This is a genomic window from Mangrovibrevibacter kandeliae, from assembly GCF_024519155.1.
GTDB classification, from domain to species: domain Bacteria; phylum Pseudomonadota; class Alphaproteobacteria; order Rhizobiales; family Rhizobiaceae; genus Mangrovibrevibacter; species Mangrovibrevibacter kandeliae.
The window spans coordinates 113,215-135,803 of the sequence record NZ_JANIFJ010000006.1 but is presented as its reverse complement, the minus strand read 5'-3'; the positions used below and the strand labels follow the sequence as shown (position 1 = coordinate 135,803).

At 68.0% G+C, this 22,589-nt stretch carries 18 protein-coding genes and 1 pseudogene; 6 read left to right on the top strand and 13 right to left on the bottom strand.

The window, feature by feature from the left end:
• The first annotated feature begins 223 nt into the window (after nucleotides 1-223).
• Complete coding sequence (locus tag NPA30_RS15915) at nucleotides 224-1,129, top strand: dihydrodipicolinate synthase family protein (protein ID WP_256803752.1); 906 nt, start codon at nucleotides 224-226, stop codon at nucleotides 1,127-1,129.
• Nucleotides 1,130-1,171: 42 nt separating this feature from the next.
• Here NPA30_RS15915 and NPA30_RS15910 read toward each other — a convergent pair whose 3' ends face one another.
• Nucleotides 1,172-2,101, bottom strand: coding sequence for a LysR family transcriptional regulator (locus NPA30_RS15910; protein ID WP_256803751.1), 930 nt, complete (start codon nucleotides 2,099-2,101; stop codon nucleotides 1,172-1,174).
• A 498-nt stretch (nucleotides 2,102-2,599) separates the two neighbouring features.
• On the opposite strand from NPA30_RS15910, the gene odc2 reads away from it, so the two are divergent.
• The 3 genes from odc2 to NPA30_RS15895 all read left to right on the top strand — a co-directional run bounded on the left by odc2 (nucleotide 2,600) and on the right by NPA30_RS15895 (nucleotide 5,268).
• The gene (gene odc2 / locus NPA30_RS15905) at nucleotides 2,600-3,733 is read left to right on the top strand and encodes an ornithine/lysine decarboxylase (RefSeq protein WP_256803750.1); all 1,134 of its coding nucleotides are present in this window, start codon (nucleotides 2,600-2,602) and stop codon (nucleotides 3,731-3,733) included.
• A 136-nt stretch (nucleotides 3,734-3,869) separates the two neighbouring features.
• The gene (locus NPA30_RS15900; protein WP_256803749.1) at nucleotides 3,870-4,460 is read left to right on the top strand and encodes a GNAT family N-acetyltransferase; all 591 of its coding nucleotides are present in this window, start codon (nucleotides 3,870-3,872) and stop codon (nucleotides 4,458-4,460) included.
• A 367-nt stretch (nucleotides 4,461-4,827) separates the two neighbouring features.
• Nucleotides 4,828-5,268: a hypothetical protein gene (locus tag NPA30_RS15895; protein WP_256803748.1), complete on the top strand. Its 441-nt coding sequence runs from the start codon at nucleotides 4,828-4,830 to the stop codon at nucleotides 5,266-5,268.
• A 60-nt stretch (nucleotides 5,269-5,328) separates the two neighbouring features.
• On the opposite strand, the gene NPA30_RS15890 is transcribed toward NPA30_RS15895, so the two are convergent.
• The 6 genes and pseudogenes from NPA30_RS15890 to NPA30_RS15855 all read right to left on the bottom strand — a co-directional run bounded on the left by NPA30_RS15890 (nucleotide 5,329) and on the right by NPA30_RS15855 (nucleotide 12,062).
• A complete protein-coding gene (locus NPA30_RS15890) occupies nucleotides 5,329-6,147 on the bottom strand; it encodes a hypothetical protein (RefSeq protein ID WP_256803747.1) in 819 nt (272 codons plus the stop codon).
• Nucleotides 6,144-6,530, bottom strand: coding sequence for a hypothetical protein (locus NPA30_RS15885; RefSeq protein ID WP_256803746.1), 387 nt, complete (start codon nucleotides 6,528-6,530; stop codon nucleotides 6,144-6,146). The genes NPA30_RS15890 and NPA30_RS15885 overlap by 4 nt, the downstream gene beginning before the upstream one ends.
• Nucleotides 6,520-7,494 (bottom strand): annotated as a pseudogene (locus NPA30_RS15880) (nucleoid-associated protein). Before NPA30_RS15880 ends, NPA30_RS15885 begins: the two are co-directional and overlap by 11 nt.
• Before the next feature lie 1,071 nt (nucleotides 7,495-8,565).
• On the bottom strand, nucleotides 8,566-9,546 hold the full coding sequence (locus tag NPA30_RS15865; protein WP_256803744.1) for a WD40 repeat domain-containing protein: 981 nt from the start codon (nucleotides 9,544-9,546) through the stop codon (nucleotides 8,566-8,568).
• 91 nt (nucleotides 9,547-9,637) lie between these two features.
• Nucleotides 9,638-10,789 carry a CobW family GTP-binding protein gene (locus NPA30_RS15860; protein WP_256803743.1) on the bottom strand — a complete coding sequence of 384 codons (1,152 nt, stop codon included), beginning with the start codon at nucleotides 10,787-10,789 and terminating at the stop codon, nucleotides 9,638-9,640.
• A 103-nt stretch (nucleotides 10,790-10,892) separates the two neighbouring features.
• Complete coding sequence (locus NPA30_RS15855; protein WP_256803742.1) at nucleotides 10,893-12,062, bottom strand: pyridoxal phosphate-dependent aminotransferase; 1,170 nt, start codon at nucleotides 12,060-12,062, stop codon at nucleotides 10,893-10,895.
• Nucleotides 12,063-12,332: 270 nt separating this feature from the next.
• Between NPA30_RS15855 and NPA30_RS15850 the strand changes: the two genes are divergently transcribed.
• Both NPA30_RS15850 and NPA30_RS15845 read left to right on the top strand, forming a co-directional pair.
• Nucleotides 12,333-13,988 carry a phytoene desaturase family protein gene (locus NPA30_RS15850; protein ID WP_256803741.1) on the top strand — a complete coding sequence of 552 codons (1,656 nt, stop codon included), beginning with the start codon at nucleotides 12,333-12,335 and terminating at the stop codon, nucleotides 13,986-13,988.
• A gap of 182 nt (nucleotides 13,989-14,170) precedes the next feature.
• Nucleotides 14,171-14,989 carry a MipA/OmpV family protein gene (locus NPA30_RS15845; RefSeq protein WP_256803740.1) on the top strand — a complete coding sequence of 273 codons (819 nt, stop codon included), beginning with the start codon at nucleotides 14,171-14,173 and terminating at the stop codon, nucleotides 14,987-14,989.
• Nucleotides 14,990-15,251: 262 nt separating this feature from the next.
• On the opposite strand, the gene NPA30_RS15840 is transcribed toward NPA30_RS15845, so the two are convergent.
• From NPA30_RS15840 to NPA30_RS15815, 6 genes are all read right to left on the bottom strand, one after another.
• Complete coding sequence (locus NPA30_RS15840; RefSeq protein WP_256803739.1) at nucleotides 15,252-16,772, bottom strand: ATP-binding protein; 1,521 nt, start codon at nucleotides 16,770-16,772, stop codon at nucleotides 15,252-15,254.
• A gap of 154 nt (nucleotides 16,773-16,926) precedes the next feature.
• A complete protein-coding gene (locus NPA30_RS15835; protein ID WP_256803738.1) occupies nucleotides 16,927-17,064 on the bottom strand; it encodes a DUF2474 domain-containing protein in 138 nt (45 codons plus the stop codon).
• Entirely contained in the window at nucleotides 17,061-18,065 is a 1,005-nt protein-coding gene (gene cydB, locus NPA30_RS15830) for a cytochrome d ubiquinol oxidase subunit II (protein ID WP_256803737.1), read from the bottom strand. Before cydB ends, NPA30_RS15835 begins: the two co-directional genes overlap by 4 nt.
• Nucleotides 18,066-18,074: 9 nt before the next feature.
• Complete coding sequence (locus tag NPA30_RS15825) at nucleotides 18,075-19,526, bottom strand: cytochrome ubiquinol oxidase subunit I (protein ID WP_256803736.1); 1,452 nt, start codon at nucleotides 19,524-19,526, stop codon at nucleotides 18,075-18,077.
• Between the two features lie 188 nt (nucleotides 19,527-19,714).
• Nucleotides 19,715-20,179, bottom strand: coding sequence for a chemotaxis protein CheW (locus tag NPA30_RS15820; RefSeq protein ID WP_256803735.1), 465 nt, complete (start codon nucleotides 20,177-20,179; stop codon nucleotides 19,715-19,717).
• Between the two features lie 111 nt (nucleotides 20,180-20,290).
• Nucleotides 20,291-22,192 (bottom strand): methyl-accepting chemotaxis protein, encoded by a 1,902-nt coding sequence (locus NPA30_RS15815; RefSeq protein ID WP_256803734.1) that lies wholly within the window; start codon nucleotides 22,190-22,192, stop codon nucleotides 20,291-20,293.
• Between the last annotated feature and the right edge of the window lie 397 nt (nucleotides 22,193-22,589).

Here is a 22,589-nt window from a genome sequence, read left to right as displayed (position 1 = left end):
ACCGCAGTATCGTTCTGCGTCCACGCCACCTCCCATCAGCGTGCCGTTCGCTTCTCCCTCGGCATCATCGTTGCTAGCATCGCTTGAGTGCGCCGGCGCCGATCGGCTCCAACGAGTCTTCGTCCTGTTGGCCCCGCTGTCACCCGCGGCGCCCGTCCCCGCGCCGATGATCCTCGTGCCGGCCATCGCCACCCCATACCCCCACAGCCCGGAGTTTCGCCCGATGAGCCCGACCGAACGCCCCCTCTTCCACGGGCTCTCGGCCTTTCCGATCACGCCGGCCGATGCTTCCGGCCGGGTCGACACGCAGACGCTCGCCGTCCTCGTCGAGCGGCTCTGTGCGGCGGGGGTCGACGCCATCGGCCTCCTCGGCTCGACCGGCACCTATGCCTATCTGGCGCGAGACGAGCGGCGCCGCGCGATCGAGGCGGCGGTGGCGTGCACGGGGCGGCGCGTGCCCCTCGTCGTCGGCGTCGGCGCGCTGCGCACGGACGAGGCGCAAGCGCTCGCCCGCGATGCCGAGGCCGCCGGCGCGGATGCGCTGCTGCTCGCGCCGGTCTCCTACACGCCGCTGACCGAGGACGAGGTCTTCGAGCATTTTCGCGCGGTGACGCAGGCGTCCGGCCTGCCGCTCTGCATCTACAACAATCCTAGCACCACCCACTTCACCTTCAGCCTTGACCTTTTGGAGCGGCTGGCGCGCCTGCCGAGCATCAAGGCGGTGAAGATGCCGCTGCCGGCGGGCGGCGATTTTGCCGGCGAGATCGCGCGCCTCCGCCAACGCACGGAGCTTGCCATCGGCTACAGCGCCGACTGGGGCCTCGCCGAGGCGATGCTGGCCGGCGCCGACGGCTTCCACAGCGTGCTCGCCGGCCTCCTGCCCGACGTCACGCTGCGCCTGTTGCGCGCCGCCGAGGCCGGGGACGCGGCAGAGGCGCGGCGGCTGGACGGCGAACTCGGCCCGCTCTGGGCGTGCTTCCGGGCCTTCGGCAGCCTGCGGGTGATGTATGTCCTCCTCGAGCGGCTCGGCCTCGGCACGGCCGAGCCGCCCCGCCCGATCCTGCCGCTGGGCGCAGAGGCCCGCGCCGCGGTGCTGCAGGCGGTCGAGCCGCTGCTTTCGCCGGCCTGAGCCGGATGCCGGCACACGCCGGCGCCGCGCGAGGCGCCGCGGCTACTCAGCCGCCGCCTTCGCCGCCTGCTTCTCGCCGTCGCAGCGCTTGAACCAGGCGGCGAGGTAGTCGACGAAGACGCGCACCCGGGCCGGCAGGTGCCGGCGGTGCGGGAAGACGGCGTAGATGCCGGCGTCGCGCGGCATGAAGTCCTCCAGCACCCGCACCAGCCGGCCGGCCTCGATGTCGGCCCGCACCACGAATTCCGGGCTCAGCGCATAGCCGAGGCCGGCGATCGCGGCGGCGCGCACCGTCACCGGGCTGTTGGCGGTGAAGCGGCCGGAGACGGTCACCGGCAGGGTGTCGCCGGTCGCGGGGTCGCGGAAGTGCCAGGTCGAGAGCAGCCGCGCATTGGTGTCGACCACCACCGGCAGGTGCGTCAGCTCGCCCGGATGGGCCGGCCGCCCGACCCGCTCGATCACCGCCGGGCTGGCGCAGACCGCCATCTCCAGCGGCGCCAGGCGCCGGGCGATCATGGTGGAGTCGGTCAGCCGGGTCATGCGGATCGCGACGTCGAAGCCCTGCTCGACGAGGTCGACGAAGCTGTCGTCGAGATGCACGTCGAGGGCGATGTCGGGATGAGCGGCGGCGAACTCGATCAGCGACAGGCCGAGCTCGGCGTCGCCGAAGGTGCGGGCCGCCGAGACGCGGATGCGCCCCTTGGCCTCGCCGGTCGCCTCGCGCGCAGCCTCGTTCAGCGATTCGAGGTCGGCGAGCACCGCCGAGGCGCGGGCGAAATAGACCTCGCCGGCCGCCGTCAGCGCCACCTGGCGGGTCGTGCGGTTGATCAAAAGCGCGCCGATCTCGTCCTCGAGCTCGCGCACGTATTTCGACAGGAGCGCCTTGGAGCGGCCGGTCTTGCGCGCCGCGGCCGAGAATCCCTCGCTCTCGACCACCGCGATGAAGGCGCGCATGCGCGTCAGCGTGTCCATGCCCGCCCCCGTTCCTTGCCTCGAGCTTGCGGCCCCGCCGGCCGCCGCTGCCATCTATCGGCAAAATCAGGCCGCGGCGCAAATTGCCTATTGTTTGTGACGGCTGCCTCGATTAGATGCGTCCTTGCCCAAAGTCGCACGTGCCCATGGGCGTCCCCCGGCTCCCACATGCGGGAACACCGGGACGGTACCTGGAGTCTAATCCTCCAGTCGGCCTCGCAGCTCGCGAAGTCGAGGACGCCTAAGCAACGACGGTGCGGGCCTTTCTGGTCTCTCCCGGTCTCCAACGCCGGGAATACTGAAGAGGCACACCATCCTTGCCGGCAGTGCGGCGGGTTCAAGCCCTCCAAGCCAAGGCAGATCAACGATGCAGGACGGTCTCCGTCCGGCGTCGGGTCGCGTTAACGGACAAGCTTCGCAAGGCAGCGTTTCCACCGGCTGCCGCGGGGAGCGTGGCCGCACACGCTCACCATCACCTTCGGCTTGTGGAGAGCACCCATGGCAACGCAGCGCATCCTCGACTTCATCGCCACCCGACGTCCGAACGGCCCGTGCCTCGTGGTCGACCTCGACGTGGTCGAGCAGAACTTCTCCGCCTTCCGCAAGGCGCTGCCGGATTCGGCGATCTTCTACGCGGTAAAGGCGAACCCGGCGCCGGAGATCCTGCGCCTCCTCGCCTCGCTCGGCTCGAACTTCGACTGCGCCTCGGTCGCCGAGATCGAGATGGCGCTCGACGCCGGCGCGACCCCGGACCGCATCTCCTACGGCAACACCATCAAGAAGGAGCGCGACGTCGCGGCCGCCCATGCGCACGGCATCACGCTGTTCGCCGTCGACTGCGTGGAAGAGGTCGAGAAGGTCGCCCGCGCCGCCCCCGGCGCCCGCGTCTTCTGCCGCGTCCTGACCAATGGCGAGGGCGCCGAGTGGCCGCTGTCGCGCAAGTTCGGCTGCGTCCCCGCGATGGCGATCGACGTCCTGCAGCATGCCCGCGAGCTCGGCCTCAAGCCGACCGGCGTCTCCTTCCACGTCGGCTCGCAGCAGACCAACACCGAGGCCTGGGATTCGGCCCTCGCCGACGCCGCGCACGTCTTCAGGACGCTCGCCGAGCGCGGCATCGTCCTGACGCTCGTCAACATGGGCGGCGGCTTCCCGACCCGCTACCTCAAGGACGTGCCGTCGGCGCAGGCCTATGGCCGCTCGATCTTCGACGCGCTGCGCCGCCACTTCGGCAACCGCATCCCGGAGACGATCATCGAGCCCGGCCGCGGCATGGTGGGCGACGCCGGCGTGATCAAGGCCGAGGTGGTGCTGGTCTCGAGAAAGTCGGACACCGACGAGAACCGCTGGGTCTATCTCGACATCGGCAAGTTCGGCGGTCTTGCTGAGACGATGGACGAGGCGATCCGCTACCCGATCGTCACCGCCCGCGACGACGACGCCAAGGAGCCCTGCGTCCTCGCCGGCCCGACCTGCGATTCGGCCGATGTGCTCTACGAGAAGAAGCCCTACCCGCTGCCGATCTCGCTGACGATCGGCGACGAGGTGCTGATCGAGGGCACCGGCGCCTACACGACCACCTATTCGGCGGTCGCGTTCAACGGCTTCGAGCCGCTGAAGGCTTACGTCATCTGACACACTCCGGCGGAGCCTCTGGCTCCGCCGCCGCGTCTCCCTAGCCCCGCCACCGGCGCCGCCTCCCGCGCGCCGGCTCCCTTCGTCGCGCCGATCTCCGGCGCGCGGCCGTTCTCGTCGCGTCGAGGGTCTCCCGATGGCTGCCGTTTCTCTCCCGCTCCTGCCCTCTGCGCCGGCCGCCCTGCCGGCCCTCCTGCCGGCCGTCACCATCGTCGCCGAGACGCCGGCCGACACCGCCGCGCGCGAGGCGCTGCTCGACGCCGCCATGGGGCCCGGGCGCACGCGCAAGTCCTCCGAGGCGATCCGGCGCGGCCGCCTGCCGGCCGAGGGCCTGGCGCTGTCGGCGCACGACGCGGCCGGCGCGCTCGTCGGCACCGTGCGCCTGTGGGAGATCTCCGCCGGCCGCAGCAAAGGCGCGCCCGTGCCGGCGCTGCTCCTCGGCCCGCTCGCGGTCGACCCGGCGCTGAAGGGCGCCGGCATCGGCTCGGCGCTGATGCGCCGGGCGATCGACGAGGCGCGCGCCCGCGGCCATGCGGCGATTCTCCTCGTCGGCGATCCCGACTACTACGCCCGCTTCGGCTTCACCGCCGCGGCGACCGGCGCCCTCGCCATGCCCGGCCCGTTCGAGCCGCATCGCTTCCTGGCGCTGGCGCTGACGCCCGGCGCGCTGGAGGGCGCAAAGGGGGTGGTGGAGGCATGCGGGCGGAAGGTGGCGAAGAAGGAGTGAGGGGACGGGCGGGAGCCGAAACCGGACTGGCAGCTCCAGGGAAGCGACTGGTGAAAAGCTGCCATTCGGCCCATACCCAACTCGGTCACTCTGGCGTAATCAGCTTGGTTGCGGGTAGGAGTGTGGTTCATCAGCGTTCCGGTCAACTGTCATAGAGCCGGTTTGTCCCTCTTGGCCGTAGCAGCGGCGACGGCTGGCCGCGATACACGGCCAGTTGTCAGATTCACTCTTACGGACCGCCGCTATGATTATGGGAGCCCCTGAACGTGCTTACGCTAGGGTATACGTATCGCCGGGATCACACATTATAGGCATCATGCGAAAGCTTGCCGCCCCCCTTGCCTTCGTCCTGATGACGGGAACAGCCTTGGCCGGTACGATCGGGGATCGTCTGGTTGATACCAAAGAGGCCATCGACCGCGCCGAGACAGCTGCGGCACTCACGGCATTGGCGATCAAAATTATCGGCTATCGCGACGAGATCTTGTCGCTCCCCGGCCTCTGCAAGCTGGCCGCGATCAACATCAACGATATCCAAGCCAACAACTTTGCGCTCACCTCATGCTGCGCGACAATCCCGGAGGGCGGCATAAACGCCGCTGTCGGAAAGGGGCTGCTGCCGGCGTCCTGGTTCGAGGTGAAGGTCGGAAAAGGCGGTAGCCGGTTCGCGCAAGCGACGATCGACGAGATCCGCGACACGATCGAGGAGAAGGCTGGAAAGAAGGAGATCGGGGAGTTGCTGGACAACTCGCTTGGCACACTCGGAACCGCCTGCTTAGGTGCGACCACCAGTGCCCAAATGGACTAGCTGATTGAACGGTCAGCCTGAGCAGCAACTGTTCGAGTTGATGGCGGCGGGCACGCGCTATTACGTGGCCCCGTGCCTGGACAGGCACGACCATGCGTCGACGTTCGTGAGCACGACATAGGCCTTTACAGTAAACCCGGCGCCGATTAAGGATAGGCCGACGATCACAGCCATCACCCACCTGTGCCACCGGATCCGGCTATCGAGTGCATCGAAGCTGCCGGTAAAGAGGCCTTTGATCTCACTGAACTCGGCGTTGAGCCTTGTTCTCTGGCCTTCAAGCTCTCTTGATATCGCGTCTAGCGTCATCCACTGATTAATGCAGGATGCGATCAGCAAGGTTGCGAAGAGACAAGCGCCGCAGACTACGGCCACGTTGGCTAAGAGCTCCGGGCCGCAGGCAGCTGGCGCTTTCAGTTGCGTAGCGACAACGACGGATGCAACGGGCAGACCCAGAAGCTGACCTTGGATATCGCTGAACGTCTTGTGTATTCTGGCCACGTATTCGGATTGGGTTTTCTCCAGCTCGCTGCGGATTTTCGAATAAGAGAAGCTCGACGCGAACAAGCGGTACCCGTCGTGGACCCGGCGGACCAGTTCGTCAACGTTCTGCATGAGATACTGAAAGCGGCTGGCAGCGCTCTGACCGGAGACAAGCTCCACCACTGCGTCAGCCAGGATACCGAGGCGCTGTTCCACATGGACTTCACCTTCGAGAGCCTTCTCGAGCAGATCAACCTGATCAGAATCGATGAAGCGCAGGTCCTTTGCGGTGAACTTTACCTGCACTTCGATGCGAGCGTCGGCAAAATACACGAGCGTGGCTTGCTGCTGATCGGCGAACAGCGCGGACTCCGAGAGCAGCTTTACTAGCTTCATGGTCGACCGATATCGGAGAAGCGTCGCAGTGGGAGGCTGGGTGGCATTGTGGGTTTTGTCGGAGCGGATGAAGAAGGCCGAGGGCTCTCGTATTCTGGAGAACGAGGGGCGAGCAACGCGTCCCAATCCTTCACCAATAGGCCTAGGCTGCGGTGGGGTGAACCGATACGCACACCGACGACGGAACCTACCGCGAGCTCAGCCTTATCGTCCTGCAAGGCGATGTCGGCCTCGTGGTAGGCCCGGTCGGACGTCTCCAAGAGCTTGAGCGTCCTTGCGATGCCGCCACTGACGATGCTCAGCTTCGCAATATGGTCATCCACCCAGACGGAATTCTGGTATATCTTTAGAAGGTCTTCCCAGGTGATGGCGCTATTCGCCATCGGCTCTCTCCGCCAGCAAGTCGTCACGGAGGTCGTCGGGCACATCGAAAAGGATGATGCTGTTCGTCTCCGGGTCATACCTGACCTTGTCAGAATTTAGCGCCTCGCGTTCGAACTCGACCGACCAGTTCGCGGTCTTGCGCTTAAAGGACACCAGGCCACGCAAAGCCCTACGATCGGCGACGAACCCGTCGCTCAGGCCGCGATCAGGATCGGCCAGGACCTCAATGAGAGCTTCCGGGTCATCCGGATACAACTCGTTCGCCAGGGTCGAAAAGTTGACCGGCTTATCGGCCTTCGAGTCTCTGGCGCATATATCGTTCGCGCGGGTCATGAACTCGGCACGTTCTGCCGGTTCGAAGGGTCGACTGTCGGCGAAATGCTTGATGGCCTTGACCATGTTGGAGGTGTCGACACGGCTGGCAGCGGTTGTGTCGCAGCCCAGAAAGGCCATAAAGTATTCCGAAACGTTGCCTTTGCCCTTTAAGAAGCTAACGTACCGCTCCTCGTTCTTTGCCCAACCCTCAAGGCTCACCCGACCGGCGAAGCGGTAGCCGTCGACATCAAGGTGCTTGACGTCCTGGAGATCGGCTGCATCGGTCAACGCAGCGCTGATCTTATCATTGACGATGGCGACCAGGATATATTGCCTGTCATCACGCTGAAAATGCGCGAAGAACACGTGCCCGCCTTCGGAGGCGGCGCGCCCCTGAGCTTCTTTCGCCAAGGTGTTCATCAGCGCGATCGTTGTGTCTTCGAATGACGCGGTCTGGTTGAGGTACTCGGTCAGCCGGACCGACGTCGGTTAGTCAACCGTATTTTCGGAGAACTTGCCGTAGGCCTTGGATGGGCGGCGGGCATAGAGCTTATGCAGTTCGTCAATAAGGCGCTTGGCCGTCGCGCTGACTGCGAGCTGTCCATTGCCCTGGTGAACTTCGTAAAAGTTTTCGGGATTGCGCTCCAAATGATGGATCGCAACCTTGATAATGTGATCAGGCAAATTCCCCTCCCGGTCCTCGCGTTAGCCTTTAACGATTCAACCGGATATCGCCATAGTTTTTGAAGTTCCCTCTGCCCGCGCAACAAGAGCGACCCTGCCAATTTCTAGGGGGTATGCTGCTTCCGCTCTGGGCCTGTTGCCTCAAGAAATCGGATCGCCCGCAAGCCACGCGACCAAGCCGCTCGGCTCCAACGATGGAACGTCAGCTTCCGGGCATGGCGGATAACCGAGCGAACGACAAGAACGGGCGCATAGCGGCCCAATCGTATCCCCGCCCCCTCCACCTCCCGTATCCTTCCCTCACCGCCGGCTCTTGACGGACGCGATTGATCGCGGGATCGGTCGGCGGCGGGCGGTGGCCGCGGCCGCGCTATGGTCCGGCAGGGGTGCGACTCGGAACGCTCCTTCGGCAAGCCGGCCGGCCCACAACGAGGCCAGACCCGGATAGCCTGTGAAGGCGCCCTCGGGAGGCGTCGTGGAGTCCTGAAACACCGTGCGAGACGCCGGAGGCGGACCCTATTGTAGAACACGCGGAGGTCCGCCTCCGGCGTTCCGCCACGCGGCGGCTTCTTCTCGGCCCGGAAGCGCCGCGCGGCGCTCGTCGCTGGAAGGGTTGAGAGCGGCCCGGCTGCGTCCGCGTGCGGCGTCTCGGGCCTCCGTACGGCGGTTGAGCCGTACGCTCCATGTCGGGACCAGCGAGTGCCGCTCCGCGTCGTCATCCTCGGGCACCGATCCGAGGATCCAGGAGGTGCAGGAGTGGAAGGACTGGATCCTCGGCACGGAGGCCGAGGATGACGGTCGCGCAAGTGGTCATCGTCGCGCGGGTTACGACAGTCGTGCGGGTGGTGACGGTCGCGCGAGTGGCGACAGCCCGCGAGGGATGACGGTCGCGCGTGGTGACGGTCGCGCCGGTGGCGACGGCTTGCCGGTGATAATGGTAGTGGGTGGCGACGGTCGTGCGGGTGACGACGTCGCAACCGGAGACGGTCGCGGCAGGGCGACGCGCCGGCCGCCATCCCGCCGCCCCGCCCTGTCTCACCCCTGGATGTCGACCAGTCCGGCCTCGCCGCTCTCGCAGCCGAAGGCGAGGCGCGCGCCGGCTTTGTCCCAGGCCATGGTGCGGACCGGGCTCATCCCCTCGCGGCGCAGCAGCGCCTCGCGCCCGTCGGAGAAGCGGACGGCGAGGATCATCCCGTCCTGGTAGCCGATCGCCAGCATGTCCTCGGCCGGATGGCAGGCGACCGAAGTGACCATGGTGTTGCCGCGGGTGCCGAGCTCGAGCGGCGCCTTGCCCATCGGCCCGTCCTTGGCCGCGAAGGGCCAGAGGATCGCCGCCGGCGCGCCGGTCGTCGCCAGGAACTTGCCCTTGGCCGACCAGGACCAGCCCTTCACCTTGGCGGGATAGCCGGTCATGCGCATGTGCTTGCCGTCGTCGAGCCGCCAGCCGTGCAGGGCGTTCTCCTGCATGGTGGTGACGAGGAAGCGCCCGTCCGGCGAGAAGTCGATGCCGACATGGGCGCCCTTCCATTCGAGCGAGACCGGCGTCGTGTCGGTCGCGGCGAAGTAGAGCGAGGCGCCGTCGTAGCGGGCGGTGGCGATGCGGATGCCCTTCGGCGCGAAGGCGACGTCCTCGACGCTGCGCGCATGGGGAAACTCGCGCAGCACGCCGCCGGCGAGCATGACATAGGCGGTGCGCCCGCAGGCGAAGCCAACCGAGCCGGACGGGCCGCCGGCGACCGCGTTGATCCACTTCGATTTGCCGATCGAGGCGATCTCTGTGACGCCGGCGTCGGCGCCGAGCGCGACGACGCGCCCGTCCTCGCCGCTGGTCAGGAGCCGCTTGCCATGGGGGTCGTGGCGGGCGGCGAGCAGCCCGCCGTCATGGGCCGCCACCACCCGCTCACCGCCGGCCGGAAAGCGCACGCTGCCGTCGGCGAGCGCGAAGACCGGTTCGTTGCCGAGAAAGACGGCGGTCTCGACGAAGCTTTCGAACTGGTACGGGACGACGGTCGGCATCGGGCGGGTCGCGGGGCTCCAGGGGGGACGGCTCGCGCCGCCGGAATCGGATCGAAGGGCGGGTGCGGCCGGGCGCGCCGGCCGCCAGCGGTCAGGCGTTCGCGCGAGCCTTGGCGGCGCAGGCCGCAAAGCCCTTGGCGAGGGCGTCGCGATCGAGCTCGCGGCCGATGAAGACGAGGCGGCTCTCGCGCTTCTCGTCCTCGCGCCACGGGCGCTGGTGGTCGCCCTCGATGATCATGTGGACGCCCTGCACCACGTAGCGGTCCTGATCGCCGGCGAAGGCGAGGATGCCCTTGAGGCGCAGGATGTTCGGGCCTTCCGTCTGGGTCAGCTGCTGGATCCAGGGGAAGAACGCCTTCTGGTCGAGCTCGCCGCCGCGCAGCGACACCGAGGTCACCGTGACGTCGTGGATCGGCGAGACCGTGCCGTGGTCGTGGTGGTGGTCATGGCCGTGATGGTCGTGATCATGGTGGTGATCGTGGCCGTGGTCATGCCCGTGGTCGTGATGGTGGTGGTGCTCGTGGTCGCAGTCCGGCCCGCAGACATGGTCGTCATGACCGTGCTCCGCGGCCTCCAGGAACTCCGGGTCCTCGTCGAGCACGCGCTTCAGGTCGAAGGCGCCCTGCCCCAGCACCTTCGCCAGCGGGATGCCGGCACGCTCGGCGCGGTGGATGACGGCATGCGGGTTGATGGCGCGCACCGTCGCCTCGACGGCGGCGAGTTCGTCGGGCGTCACGAGGTCGGTCTTGTTGATCAGGACGACGTCGGCGAAGGCGATCTGGTCCTCGGCCTCCCGGCTGTCCTTGAGGCGCAGCGGCAGGTGCTTGGCGTCGACCAGCGCGACCACGGCGTCGAGCTGGGTCTTGGCGCGCACGTCGTCGTCCATGAAGAAGGTCTGCGCCACCGGCACGGGGTCGGCGAGGCCCGTCGTCTCCACGATGATCGCGTCGAAGCGGCCCTTGCGGCGCGTCAGGCCCTCGACGACCCGCACGAGGTCGCCGCGCACCGTGCAGCAGACGCAGCCGTTGTTCATCTCGTAGATCTCTTCGTCCGACTCGACGATCAGGTCGTTGTCGATGCCGATCTCGCCGAACTCGTTGACGATGACCGCGTATTTGCGGCCGTGATCCTCCTTGAGGATGCGGTTGAGCAGCGTCGTCTTGCCGGCGCCGAGATAGCCGGTGAGGACGGTGACCGGGATCGGGGCCTCGGCGGCGGCAGCGGGGGCGGAGGTTTCGGACATGAACGGCTCCTGCAATCTGGAGCCCCCGATATAGGCCCGGGTCCGCCGGATTGCACGGGGGTGGGCCGGCGACCGATCGCCTCCCGCCGCAGCCGGACGGATGTCAGAGCCTGCGCATGAAGCCGTCGATGCGCTGGCAGGCGCGGGCGAGGTCGGCCTCGTCGAGGGTGAAGGACATGCGCAGGAAGCCGCGTGTCGTCGGGCCGAAGGCGCCGGCGTCGAGCGTGGAGACGCCGGCCTCGCGGAGCAGCCGCCAGGCGAAGTCCTCCGAGGAGAGGCCCGTCGCCCGCACGTCGACCAGCACGAACATGCCGGCCTCAGGCGCCAGCACCCTGAGGCCGGGCGTGTCCTTCAGCGCGTCGACGACGAGGTCGCGCCGCGCCCGGTAGCGCGCGCGCATCGCCTCGGTGGTGCCGCGATAGTCGTCGAACCCGGCCGCCGCGGCCTCCTGCACGAAGCCCGGCAGGCCGTAGAGCATCGACAGCTCCAGCCGCTCGACATGATCGGTGAAGTCGGCCGGCGCGATCGCCCAGCCGACGCGCCAGCCGGTCATGGCGTGCGACTTCGACAGGCTGCCGATCGTCACCGTGCGCTCGGCCATTCCGGGCAGCGACGCGATCGAGACGTGCGGGCGCTCGAAGGCGAGCGCGGCGTAGACCTCGTCGACCACCACCCACAGGTCGTGCGCGCGGGCGATGGCGGCGATCGCCTCCAGTTCCTCGGCGGCGAGGACGACGCCGGTCGGGTTGTTCGGCGTCGTCAGGACGATCGCGCGGGTGCGCTCGTTCACCGCAGCCCGCAGCGCCGCCGGATCCGGGCGAAAGCCGCTCTCGGCGGTCATGGCGACGCGCCGCAGCGTCGCGCCGCTCGCGCGCAGCGTCGCCTCGTAGGTGACGTACATCGGCTCGAGGACGATCACCTCGTCGCCGGGGCCGAGCAGGCAGAGGCCGGTCGAGAACAGGACGTTCTGGGCGCCCGCGCCGACGATGACCTCCTCGCGGGCGAGCGTCCGCCCCTGGGCGGCCGAGAACTCGCGCGCGATGGCGTCGCGCAGGTGCGGCCGGCCGGGAATGTCGGAGTAGTGGGTGTCGCCGCTGCGCAGCGCCCGCACGGCGGCCTCGACGATCGGCTCCGGCGTCGGGAAATCCGGGTCTCCGACCGAGAGCAGGATCACGTCCTCGCCGGCCTGCTGGCGCTTGCGGGCCTCGTCGTGGATGCGCCAGGCCTCGGCGCCCTCGCCATGGAACACCTCGACCAGCGGCGAGTAGCGCATGTTCTTCCTCTCGATTCGGAGCCTCGTTGCGCGCCCTATAGCAAAGCGAAGGCGAGGTTTGGACAGAGGCGTGATGTGGGCGGGTTCATCGGCATGAAACGCCGTCCAACCTGAATCCCGCGCCGCGCCACCCGATCGGCGCAGCGCTCTTCAAGAGGCAGATCCGGTAAATTGCGAGCCTCGCCCTCCAGACCTCTTGCCGGTCCTGCGCCGTTAAGATTTCATGAGGATGAAGGCACCGTCTCACGGTCGGGCGCGAGGAGCGGCGGCATGCAGAAGTCCTACGACGCGGTCATCATCGGGGCGGGACACAACGGGCTCGTCTGCGCCGGCTATCTCGCCAAGGCCGGGCTGAAGGTCGCGGTGCTCGAGCGGCGCCCGGTGGTCGGCGGCGCGGCGGTGACGGAGGAGATCGCGCCGGGCTTCCGCGCCTCGATCTTCTCCTACCTGATGAGCCTCCTCCACCCGCGCATCATCCGCGACTTCGATCTCGGCCGGCATGGGCTGACGGTGCTGCCCTGCTCGGACATGGTCTCGCCGGTCGGCGGCGACGACTACATCCTGTTCTCCGACGACATCGCCAAGACGCAGGCCTCCTTCGCCAAGTTCTCCAAGGCCGACGCCGCGATCTATCCGGAGTTCGACCGCTACCTGATGGAATCGGCCGCGATCGTGCGCAAGCTCCTGTGGGAGACGCCGGTCGACCCCACGAAGCGCGACTGGAAGAGCTTCCGCGACATGGCGCAGCTCCTGTGGAAGTACCGCAAGGTCGGCCGCAAGATGTACCGCATCGTCGACCTGATGACGATGAGCGCCTACGACTTCCTGCGGGAGTGGTTCGAGGACGACCGGGTGATGGCGGTCCTTGCCTACTATGCCTCGATCGGCACCTTCGCCGGCCCGAAGACGCCGGGCTCGGCCTACGTGATCATGCACCACGTGATGGGCGAGCACGAGGGCGCCGGCGGCTGGGGCTTCATCAAGGGCGGCATGGGCTCGATCACCCAGGCGCTCGCCGCAGCCCTGGAGGAGCTCGGCGTCGACATCGTCACCGACTGCGAGATTGCGAGGATCAAGGTGGCCGAGGATGCCGTCGCCTCGGTCGAGACGGTCGGCGGCGACGTCTACACGGCCGGCATCGTCGCCTCCAATGCCAATGCCAAGATCGTCTACCAGAAGCTGCTGGATCCCGCCTACGTGCCGGCGGAGGTCAAGCGCGAGATCGACAACTACCGGACGTTCTCGACCGCCTTCAAGATGAACATCGCCTGCGAGCGGCCGCCGCAGTACAGGATCCTCGACCGGGTAAAGGCCGACAATGCGATCGGCCGCTTTCCCTACCCGACCTACATGCACATCGCGCCGGACATCGGCTATCTCGAGCGCGCCTATGACGACGCCAAGCACGGCTGGTATTCGCAGCGCCCGTTCATCACCCCGGTGGTGCCGACGATCGTCGACGACAGTCTCGCCCCTGCGGGCAAGCACGTCGTCAACCTGTTCGGCGGCCACGCGCCCTACACGCTGAAGGGGGGCGACTGGGCGACGGAGAAGGACAAGTTCCGCGACACGGTGTTCGACACCATCGAGGAGTTCGCGCCCGGCTTCCGCGACGACGTCATCGAGGCGCAGCTCCTGATCCCGCCGGACATCGAGCGCATCGTCGGCCTGCCGCAGGGCCACATCTTCCACGGCGAGCTGTCGGCGGACCAGCTGTTCTTCCAGCGGCCGGTTTCCGGCTATGCCGACTACCGCACGCCGGTGCGCGGACTTTACGTCTGCGGCTCGTCGATGCATCCGGGCGGCGGCGTCTCCGGCATCGCCGGGGCGAACGCGGCGCGCGAGATCCTGAAGGATGCCGGCCGCAGGCGGTCGCGCAAGCACGTCTCGGCAGCAGGGCCGAAGGCGACCGCCACCACCGCCTGAGCGCGAGGCCGGTTGGCCCTGGTCGGCCCCGGCTGTCTGTGCCCCACGGGCAACGCTCGCGCTGCAAAGCGGCGAATGCGCGGCCACGCGCTTCCATCTCCCGGCAAGGCTTTTACAAGAGCTTAAGCACAAAGGCGCAGCGTCGGCCGCGCTCGCACCACTCTGCCGTCAGGAAGAAATCCATGCACCGTTCCGCCCTCCACACCCTCGTCCTGTCCGGCGCGCTCCTCGCCAGCTTCGCCGCGCATGCGGCCGACGTGAAGGACAGCCAGGAGACGGCGGCGATGTCGCCCGACAATCGCATCAAGGCGGTGTTCGAGCTCGGCGCGGCCGGCCGCGTGGCGCCGGAATATTACGGCTCGGGCGACTACGAGTTCTCGGCGGTCCCGCTGATCTCGTTCGAATATCTCTACATTCCCGGCGTCCTGGAGGTCGGCGAGAGCGACGGACGCGGCGGCGGCTTCTCGATCGGGCCGTCCTTCGGCTACACCGGCAAGCGCGACAGCAGCGACCACGACGATCTCGACGGGCTGGACGACGTCGACGCGACCTACGAGGCCGGCATCAAGCTCGGCTACGAGTGGAGCTATGCCGACGTCTACGGCGCGGTCCGCTACGCCTTCGGCGGTGCCGACGGCTTCGTCGGCGAGGTCGGCGCCGATGCCATCGCCCGCCCGACCGACACGCTGGAACTGAAGCTCGGCCCGAAGGTCAGCTTCGCCTCGTCGAACTATCTCGGCGCCTATCTCGGCGTCAGCGCCGCCGAGGCCGCGCGCTCGGGCGGACGCTTCAGCGCGTACGACCCGGACGGCGGCATCAGCAGCGTCGGCGCGGTCGCCTCGGCCCGCTGGGAGTTCTATCCGACCTACTACCTCAACGCCGAGGCCACCTACGACCGGCTCGTCGGCGATGCGGCCGACTCCCCGGTGGTCGATGCCGGCTCGAAGGACCAGTACAGCTTCCAGCTCGGCGTCTCGAAGAAGTTCTCCGTCGGCTTCTGATCGCGGCGGGCACACGCGCCCGATCGCACCGACACCCTCATCCTGAGGGGACCCGAAGGGCCCTCGAAGGGCGAGGGTGTCCTGCGCCCGCTGCGCGCCCTTCACCCTCGCCCTCCAAGGCTCGCGGCACTCGCACCTCAGGATGAGGGTAAGGGGATGCGCGCCCTTCGCCATCGCGGCGCGCGCCACATGCCGACCCCGGCCGTCACATCTGAAAACATCCGAATGACGCGTCAGGCGGCTGACGCTCCCGTGCTCCGCGTCACACCGCGTTGGCCGGCCCTCCCGCCAGCCGCGCCTGACGACGCAGGCGCGCCTCGTCGAGCTTCACCGGCTCGCCGGCCTGGCTGCAGCGCCAGGGCGTGCCGCAGATCGTCACGACCCGGTTGCCGCGGAAGTCGGTCTCGGCGGTGATGAAGCCGCGCTCGGCCATGAAGCCGAGCAGGAAGCGCCCCCGCGAGGGCGAATGACTGCCATAGGCCTTGGCGAGCGCCGCATCGTCCGGGCACGCCTCGCCGTCACGCGCGGCCCGGGCGAGCATGAGGTAGACGCCCTGCATCTCCTCCGGCAGGTCCTCGGCGCGGGCGAGCACCGCCTGCCAGTCCTCGTCCTCCCCCGCCTCCGACACGCCGGCCCGGGCGAGCGACAGGCGCCGGCGGAAGGCCGCCATGTCGGTCTCGGCGCCGCGCAGCCGCTTCAGCCGGCAGTGCACGAGGAAGTCCTGGTAGAGCACCGGCACCGGCCGGAAGGCCGCCTCGGGATCGGCCAGCATCTCGGCGAAGATGTCCTCGACCAGCGCCCGTCGCTCCTCGGCCGACCGCTCGTCGGCGTCGCCCGGCTCGGCGTCGAGCGCCTGCGCGGCCACGCGGTCGAGGAGCTCGCCGGTCGGGACGGCGCGCACCGGTGCCGGGCGCGGCAGCGGCGGCTCGTCGCCGCCGGCGGTGAAGATCAGGTCGACGAGTTCCTCGCGCGAGACCTCCGGCAGCGGCATCAGCGTCGGTCGGCCGGTGCGCCCGGCCGTCTCCACCGAGCCGATGCGGATCGGCACCGGCCGGCGCGACAGCGCGGGGCCGAGCGCGACGAAGTGCCCGGGCTCGAGATCGCGGAAGCGCTCGGCCTGGCGCCGGTCCATGCCGAGGAGGTCGGCGGCGCGCGCCATGTCGATGTCGAGGAAGGTGCGGCCCATCAGGAAGTTCGAGGCCTCGGCCGCGACGTTCTTGGCGAGCTTGGCGAGGCGCTGGGTGGCGACGATGCCGGCAAGGCCGCGCTTGCGGCCGCGGCACATCAGGTTGGTCATCGCGGAGAGCGAGACCTTGCGCGCCTCGTCGCCCACCTCGCCGGCGATGGCGGGGGCGAAGAGCTGAGCCTCGTCGACGGCGATCAGCATCGGGAACCAGAGGCTGTGATCGACCTCGAAGAGGCCGTTGAGGAAAGCCGCCGCGCACTGCATCTGCACCTCGGCGTCGAGCCCCTCGAGGTTGAGGACGACAGAGGCCCGGTGCTGGCGGATGCGCTGGGCGATGCGGGTCAGCTCGGCGGGCGTGCGGTTGGCGTCGACCACGACGTGGCCGAAGCGGGCCGAGAAGCTGACGAAGTCGCCCTCGGGATCGACGATCGCCTGCTGCACCCAGGGCGCGCTCTGCTCGAGCAGGCGGCGCAGAAGGTGCGACTTGCCGGAGCCGGAATTGCCCTGCACCAGGAGGCGCGTCGAGAGAAGCTCCTCGAGGTCCATCTCGGCTGGATCGCCGGACTGGGAGACGCCGAGGTCGATGGCGATGGTCATGGGTGTTCGCGATGCTCAGGAACCGGAGGCGGCATCGTATCAGGTGCGGCGCGCGGCTTCGGCCTTGACGGGCGGACCGTCCACAGATTCGGGCGTCTCGAGGACAACCGGGCGGCCGCCTTGTCCGCCGCGACGGCTTCGGCGGCGGGCTGTCCTACAGGATCAGGCTTCGGATCCCCCAGGCGACGACGCCGAGCGCCAGCACGCTCGCGCACCAGAGGCCGACGAACCAGGCGAGCCGCTTCAGCCAGAGCAGCGTCGTCGCGCCCGGGGCGCCGCGGCGGTCGGTCAATGGTGGTACCCCTCGCCCTCGCGCACCTTCCCCCGGAAGACCCAGTAGGCGTAGCCGGTATAGGCGAGGATGATCGGGATCAGGATCGAGGCGCCGACCAGCAGGAACTCCAGGCTCTTGTCCGGCGCGGCGGCGTCCCAGATCGTCACGTTCGGCGGGATGATGTTCGGGTAGAAGTTGATCCCGAGCCCGACGAAGGAAAGGACGAAGAGCGCCAGCGCCGCCAGGAACGGCCGGTAGGTCGAATCGTGCACCGCGAGCTGGCGGAACAGGACGACGGCTGCCAGGACGACGAGGATCGGCACCGGCGCGACGTAGAGGAGCTGCGGGAAGCCGAACCAGCGCAGGTAGAACTGCGGCTCGATGAACGGCATCCAGAGCGACACCGCGCCGATCAGCGCCAGCGTGCCGATGCCGGTGACGCTCGCGTAGCGGGCGGCCAGCCGGTTGAGGTCGCCTTCGGTCTTGACCACCAGCCAGGTCGCGCCGAGCAGCGTGTAGCCGACGACCACGGCAAGGCCGGTCAGGAGCGAGAACGGCGTCAGCCAGTCCCACCAGCCGCCGGCATAGGCGCGGCCCTCGACATGGATACCCTGCACCAGCGTGCCGAGCGCCAGCCCCTGCGCGAAGGCAGCGATCAGCGAGCCGACGAAGAAGGAGGCGTCCCACAGGACGCGGCTGCGCGTCGCCTTGAAGCGGAACTCGAAGGCGACGCCGCGGAAGACGAGCGCGAGCAGCATCGCGATGATCGGCGCGTAGAGCGCCGGCATGATGATCGCATAGGCGAGCGGAAACACCGCGAAGAGGCCGCCGCCGCCGAGCACCAGCCAGGTCTCGTTGCCGTCCCAGATCGGCGCGACCGTGTTCATTGCCGTGTCGCGATGTTCGTGCCGACCGAGGAAGGGGAAGAGGATGCCGACCCCGAGGTCGAAGCCGTCGAGGATGACATAGGCAAGGACGGCGAAGGCGATGATGAAGGCCCAGAGCAGCGCGAGATCCATGATCGCCTCCTATTCCGCCGGCTGGGCCCGATGCCCGGTCCGGCCACCGCCCCGGGTCGTGGCGTCGCTGTCGATCGCCGGCGCCGGGGTGATGCCGGCGGCGCGCTGCGGCTGGCCCCGCTCCGGCCCTTCGAGCCCCGTCGGCGGGCGGCCCATCAGGCGCAGGATGTAGAAGGTGCCGGCGCCGAACAGCAGGAAGTAGACGACGACATAGGCGGTCAGCGACCAGCCCACCGCCTCGGCGGCGATCGGCGCGTGGCTCTCGGCGGTGCGCAACAGGCCGTAGACGGTGTAGGGCTGGCGGCCGACCTCGGTGGTGATCCAGCCGGCAAGGACGGCGACGAAACCGGCCGGCCCCATCGCCACCATCGCCCGCTGCAGCCAGCGATCCTGGTAGATCGAGCCGCGCCAGCGGCGATAGAGCGACCAGAGGCCGACGCCGAACATGGCAAAGCCGAGCGCCACCATGATCCGGAAGCTCCAGAAGACGATGTCGACGTTCGGCCAGTCCTCGCGCGGAAACTGGTCGAGCCCCTTGATCTGGCCGTCCCAGGTGTGGGTGAGGATCAGCGAGCCGAGATGGGGGATCTCCAGCGCGTAGCGCATCGCGCCGGCCGCCATGTCGGGGATGCCGAAGAGGATCAACGGGCTCGCCTCGCCCGCCGGCGGGCTGTCGAAGTGACCCTCGAGCGCCGCGATCTTGGCCGGCTGGTGCTCCAGCGTGTTCAGCCCGTGCAGGTCGCCCGCGGCGATCTGGATCGGCGCGACGAGGGCCCCCATCCACAACGCCATCGAGAACATCAGCCGGGCGCTGGCGTTCTGCCGGTCGCGCAGGACGTGGAAGGCGCCGACCGCGCCGACGACGAAGGCCGTCGTCAGGTAGGCGGCCAGCACCATGTGGACGAGGCGGTAGGGGAAGGACGGGTTGAAGATCACCGCCCACCAGTCGGCCGGCACGAACTGGCCCTGGTCGTTGACGGCGTAGCCCGCCGGGGTCTGCATCCAGGAGTTCACCGACAGGATCCAGAAGGCCGAGAACAGCGTGCCGACGGCCACCATCGCGGTGGCCGCCATGTGCAGGCCCCTGCCCACGCGGTTCAGCCCGAACAGCATGATGCCGAGGAAGCCGGCCTCCAGGAAGAAGGCCGAGAGCACCTCGTAGCCCATCAGCGGACCGACCACCGGCCCGGCCTTGTCGGCGAAGACGGACCAGTTGGTGCCGAACTCGTAGCTCATCGTCAGGCCCGACACGACGCCCATGCCGAAGACGAGGGCGAAGATCGCGACCCAGAACCGGAAGGTCGCCATGAACACCTGCCGGCCGGTGATCAGCCACATCGCCTCCAGCACGGCCAGATATGAGGCGAGGCCGATGGTGAAGGCCGGGAAGATGATGTGGAAGGAAACGGTGAAGGCGAACTGCAGCCGCGCCAGAAGAACGGGATCGAAGCCTTCGAACATCTCGACGTCTCCCAGCAACCGCGCGGCGCTGCGACCGATCGTCAGACAGACGAAGGATCAGGCATGCTTGCCGCGGCGCGTCTTGTCACGCGATTGTTCTACCGGCTGGGGGCGCACAAAGAAACACGCCGCGGCTTGGACATTTCGCCCAAGCCGCGGCGCGGCAGATCATCCGCAAAGGAAAGGCGTCAGGCGGCGAGGTCGATCTTTTCCGGCAGGATCGCCTCGGCGGTCAGCAGCGAGACCATCTGGCCCTCGACCGCCATCACGGCGTTGACGAAGCTGCGCGACAGTTCGGAGGCGACGTCCGGCGTCGGCTGCAGGAGGTCGTCGGACACCGTCAGGATGCTCGACACGCCGTCGACGAGGAGACCGATCAGCTGCTCCTGCACCTTGACGACGATGATCGCCGAGCGGGCATGCGGCTGGGTCGGCTGGAAGCCGAGACGGTCGGCGAGATCGACGATCGGCAGCACCGTGCCGCGCAGGTTGATGACGCCGGTGACGAAGGCCGGGGCGTGCGGAAGAGGCGTCGCCGCCGTGAAGCTGCGGATCTCGCGCACCGACTTGATGTCGATGCAGAAGTCCTGCTCGCCGATCTTGAAGGCGATCAGCTCGTGAACCTTGGCCCCGCTCTTCTCTTCGTTGCTCATCGTCATGTCCTCACGAAAGTCCCGGCCGGCTCACTGCCGCGTCGCCAGTGTCGGGATTCTGTGCAGCGCGGCGCGCCGTCCTCACCATCGGCCTATTTGCTCGCAGAGGTGTTAAAATTCCGCCCAGCTGTCGGCGTCCTCCGCCGGCTTGCGGGCGGCACCGCCGGAGCCGACCGTCCTCAGCTGCGCCACCGGGCGCGGCGCTGCGGCCGGGGCGGCCGGACGGGCTGGCGAAGCGGCCGTCGACCGGCTTGCGGCACGACGCGCCTGCTGCTGGTGGCCGCTCGACGCCGCCGTCTTGAAGCGGGCGATCAGCCGCGCCAGCTCGTCGGTCTCGTTCGCCAGCGTCTGCGCCGCCGCCGTCGCCTCCTCGACCATCGCCGCGTTCTGCTGGGTCACCTTGTCCATCTGGTCGGCCGCAGTCGAGACCTCCTTCAGGCTGATCGCCTGCTCACGCGCGCTGCGGGCGATCTCCGACACCTCCGACGACATCGCCGCCACCTGCGCCACGATCTCTTCCAGGCTCTTGCCCGAGGCAGAGACCAGCTCGACGCCCTCCTCCACCTGGCTCGACGAGGTCGAGATCAGGTCCTTGATCTCCTTGGCCGCCTCCGCCGAGCGTTGCGCCAGACCCCGCACCTCCTGCGCCACCACCGCAAAGCCCTTGCCCGCCTCGCCGGCACGCGCCGCCTCGACGCCGGCGTTCAGGGCGAGGAGGTTGGTCTGGAAGGCGATCTCGTCGATGACGCCGATGATCTTGCCGATCTGCTCCGAGCTCTGCTCGATCGCCTGCATCGCTTCCACCGCCCGGCCGACGATCGCGCCGCCCTTCTCGGCGTTCTTCTGCGCGGTCTGGGCCGAGGTTTGGGCCCGTGCCGCGCCCTCCGCCGTCTGGTTGACGCCGCGCGTCACCTCGCTGAGCGCAGCCACCGTCTGTTCCAGGCTCGCGGCCTGCTGCTCGGTGCGCTGGGCAAGGTCGTTGGAGGCGGTGTTGATCTCGTCGAGGCCGGTGCGGATCGACGACACGCCCGTCATTACCCCGCCGAGGGTCTCCTCCAGCGCCGCCGTCGACTGGTTGAACTGCGCCCGGATCGGCTCGAACTCGGCCGCCACCGGCCGCTCCATCCGCACCGTCAGGTCACCCTCGGCAAGGCTCGCAAAGCCCTCACCGATATCGGCGACGAAACCCTTCAGCTCCTCGGCCTTGCGCCGGTCGCCCGCCTGCTGGCGCTCCCGCTCGGCCGCCTGCGCCTCGCGCGCCGCCTTCGCCTCGGCTTCCAGCTGGGTCTGCTTGATCGCCGCCTGCTTGAAGGTCTCGACGGTCTTTGCCATCGCGCCGACCTCATCGCTCCGTTCGGCACCGGTGACGACCGTGTCGAGGCGGTTGGCGGCAAGCTGCTCCATCTGACGCCGCAGCTGGTCGAGAGGACCTGTGATACCTCGCGACGAAATCACGAGCGCTCCGACAATGCCGAAGATGCCGGCGAGCAGCGAACCGCCGAGCGTCAGCAGGATCATGTTCCAGATGGTGGTGCTGAGATCGTCGGAACGGGCGCGGTTGTCGGCCAGGAGCTGGTCGGTGAGCTTCTTCGTCGAGGCGATGAAGGCGTCGATGCCCTGATCGGTTGTCGCGAGGAGCTGACGGGCCTCGTCCTCCCGGTCGGCCAGGCCCTGAGCCACGGCACTTTTGGTCTGCTGATCGATCCGATCGGTCAGGGCGGACAATGCGGTGATCGCCTCGCTCTGCTCCGGAAACGCCTTCATCGCGATTCCGAGGCGCTCGCGCACGGCGTCGGCCTGCTTGTCGCGATCGGCGGCCGCCGCCTTGGCCTGGCTCGAAGCGCCGTCATAGGCCATCGCCTTGTAGCTGTCATAGGCGATACCCGAGACCGAGCGGCTGGCCCGCGCCAGCGACAATAGTCCTTCGCCGCGGACGTCCAGAAGGTGCGAGTACTCCGTGTCGATCGACGAGAGCTGGCGCGCGGAATAACCCGAGAACGCCAGCCCGATCATGCTAATCACGATGGCAATACCAGCAATCTTCTTGCCAATTGAAATATTCTTTAGCACGACACCTGAGTCCTCACGATCGATCTTCCGGACCGATCTTCGCCTCATACATTGCCCTCAGATGCGTTAAATCTTTCTGCTATTAAGGACGACGAAGAGGAGATCGACCCGAAGTTTTTTGCTAAGGTCAGCAGGGTTTCTATGTCAGCCGTTACGACGCGCCGCTTCGCAGTGATTCTCGCTTTAGGTGGTGAGCCGAGAAATACTCCTAAAGATTGCTTCGGAATAGGCAGAACAACTCATGGAAGAGCGGGACGGCTGCCGGCGCCTGGGATTGATGCTCAGGTCGCGCCGAGGTCCAGCGAGGATCCCGTTTCCAAGCGGTGACGAAAGGCTTTAA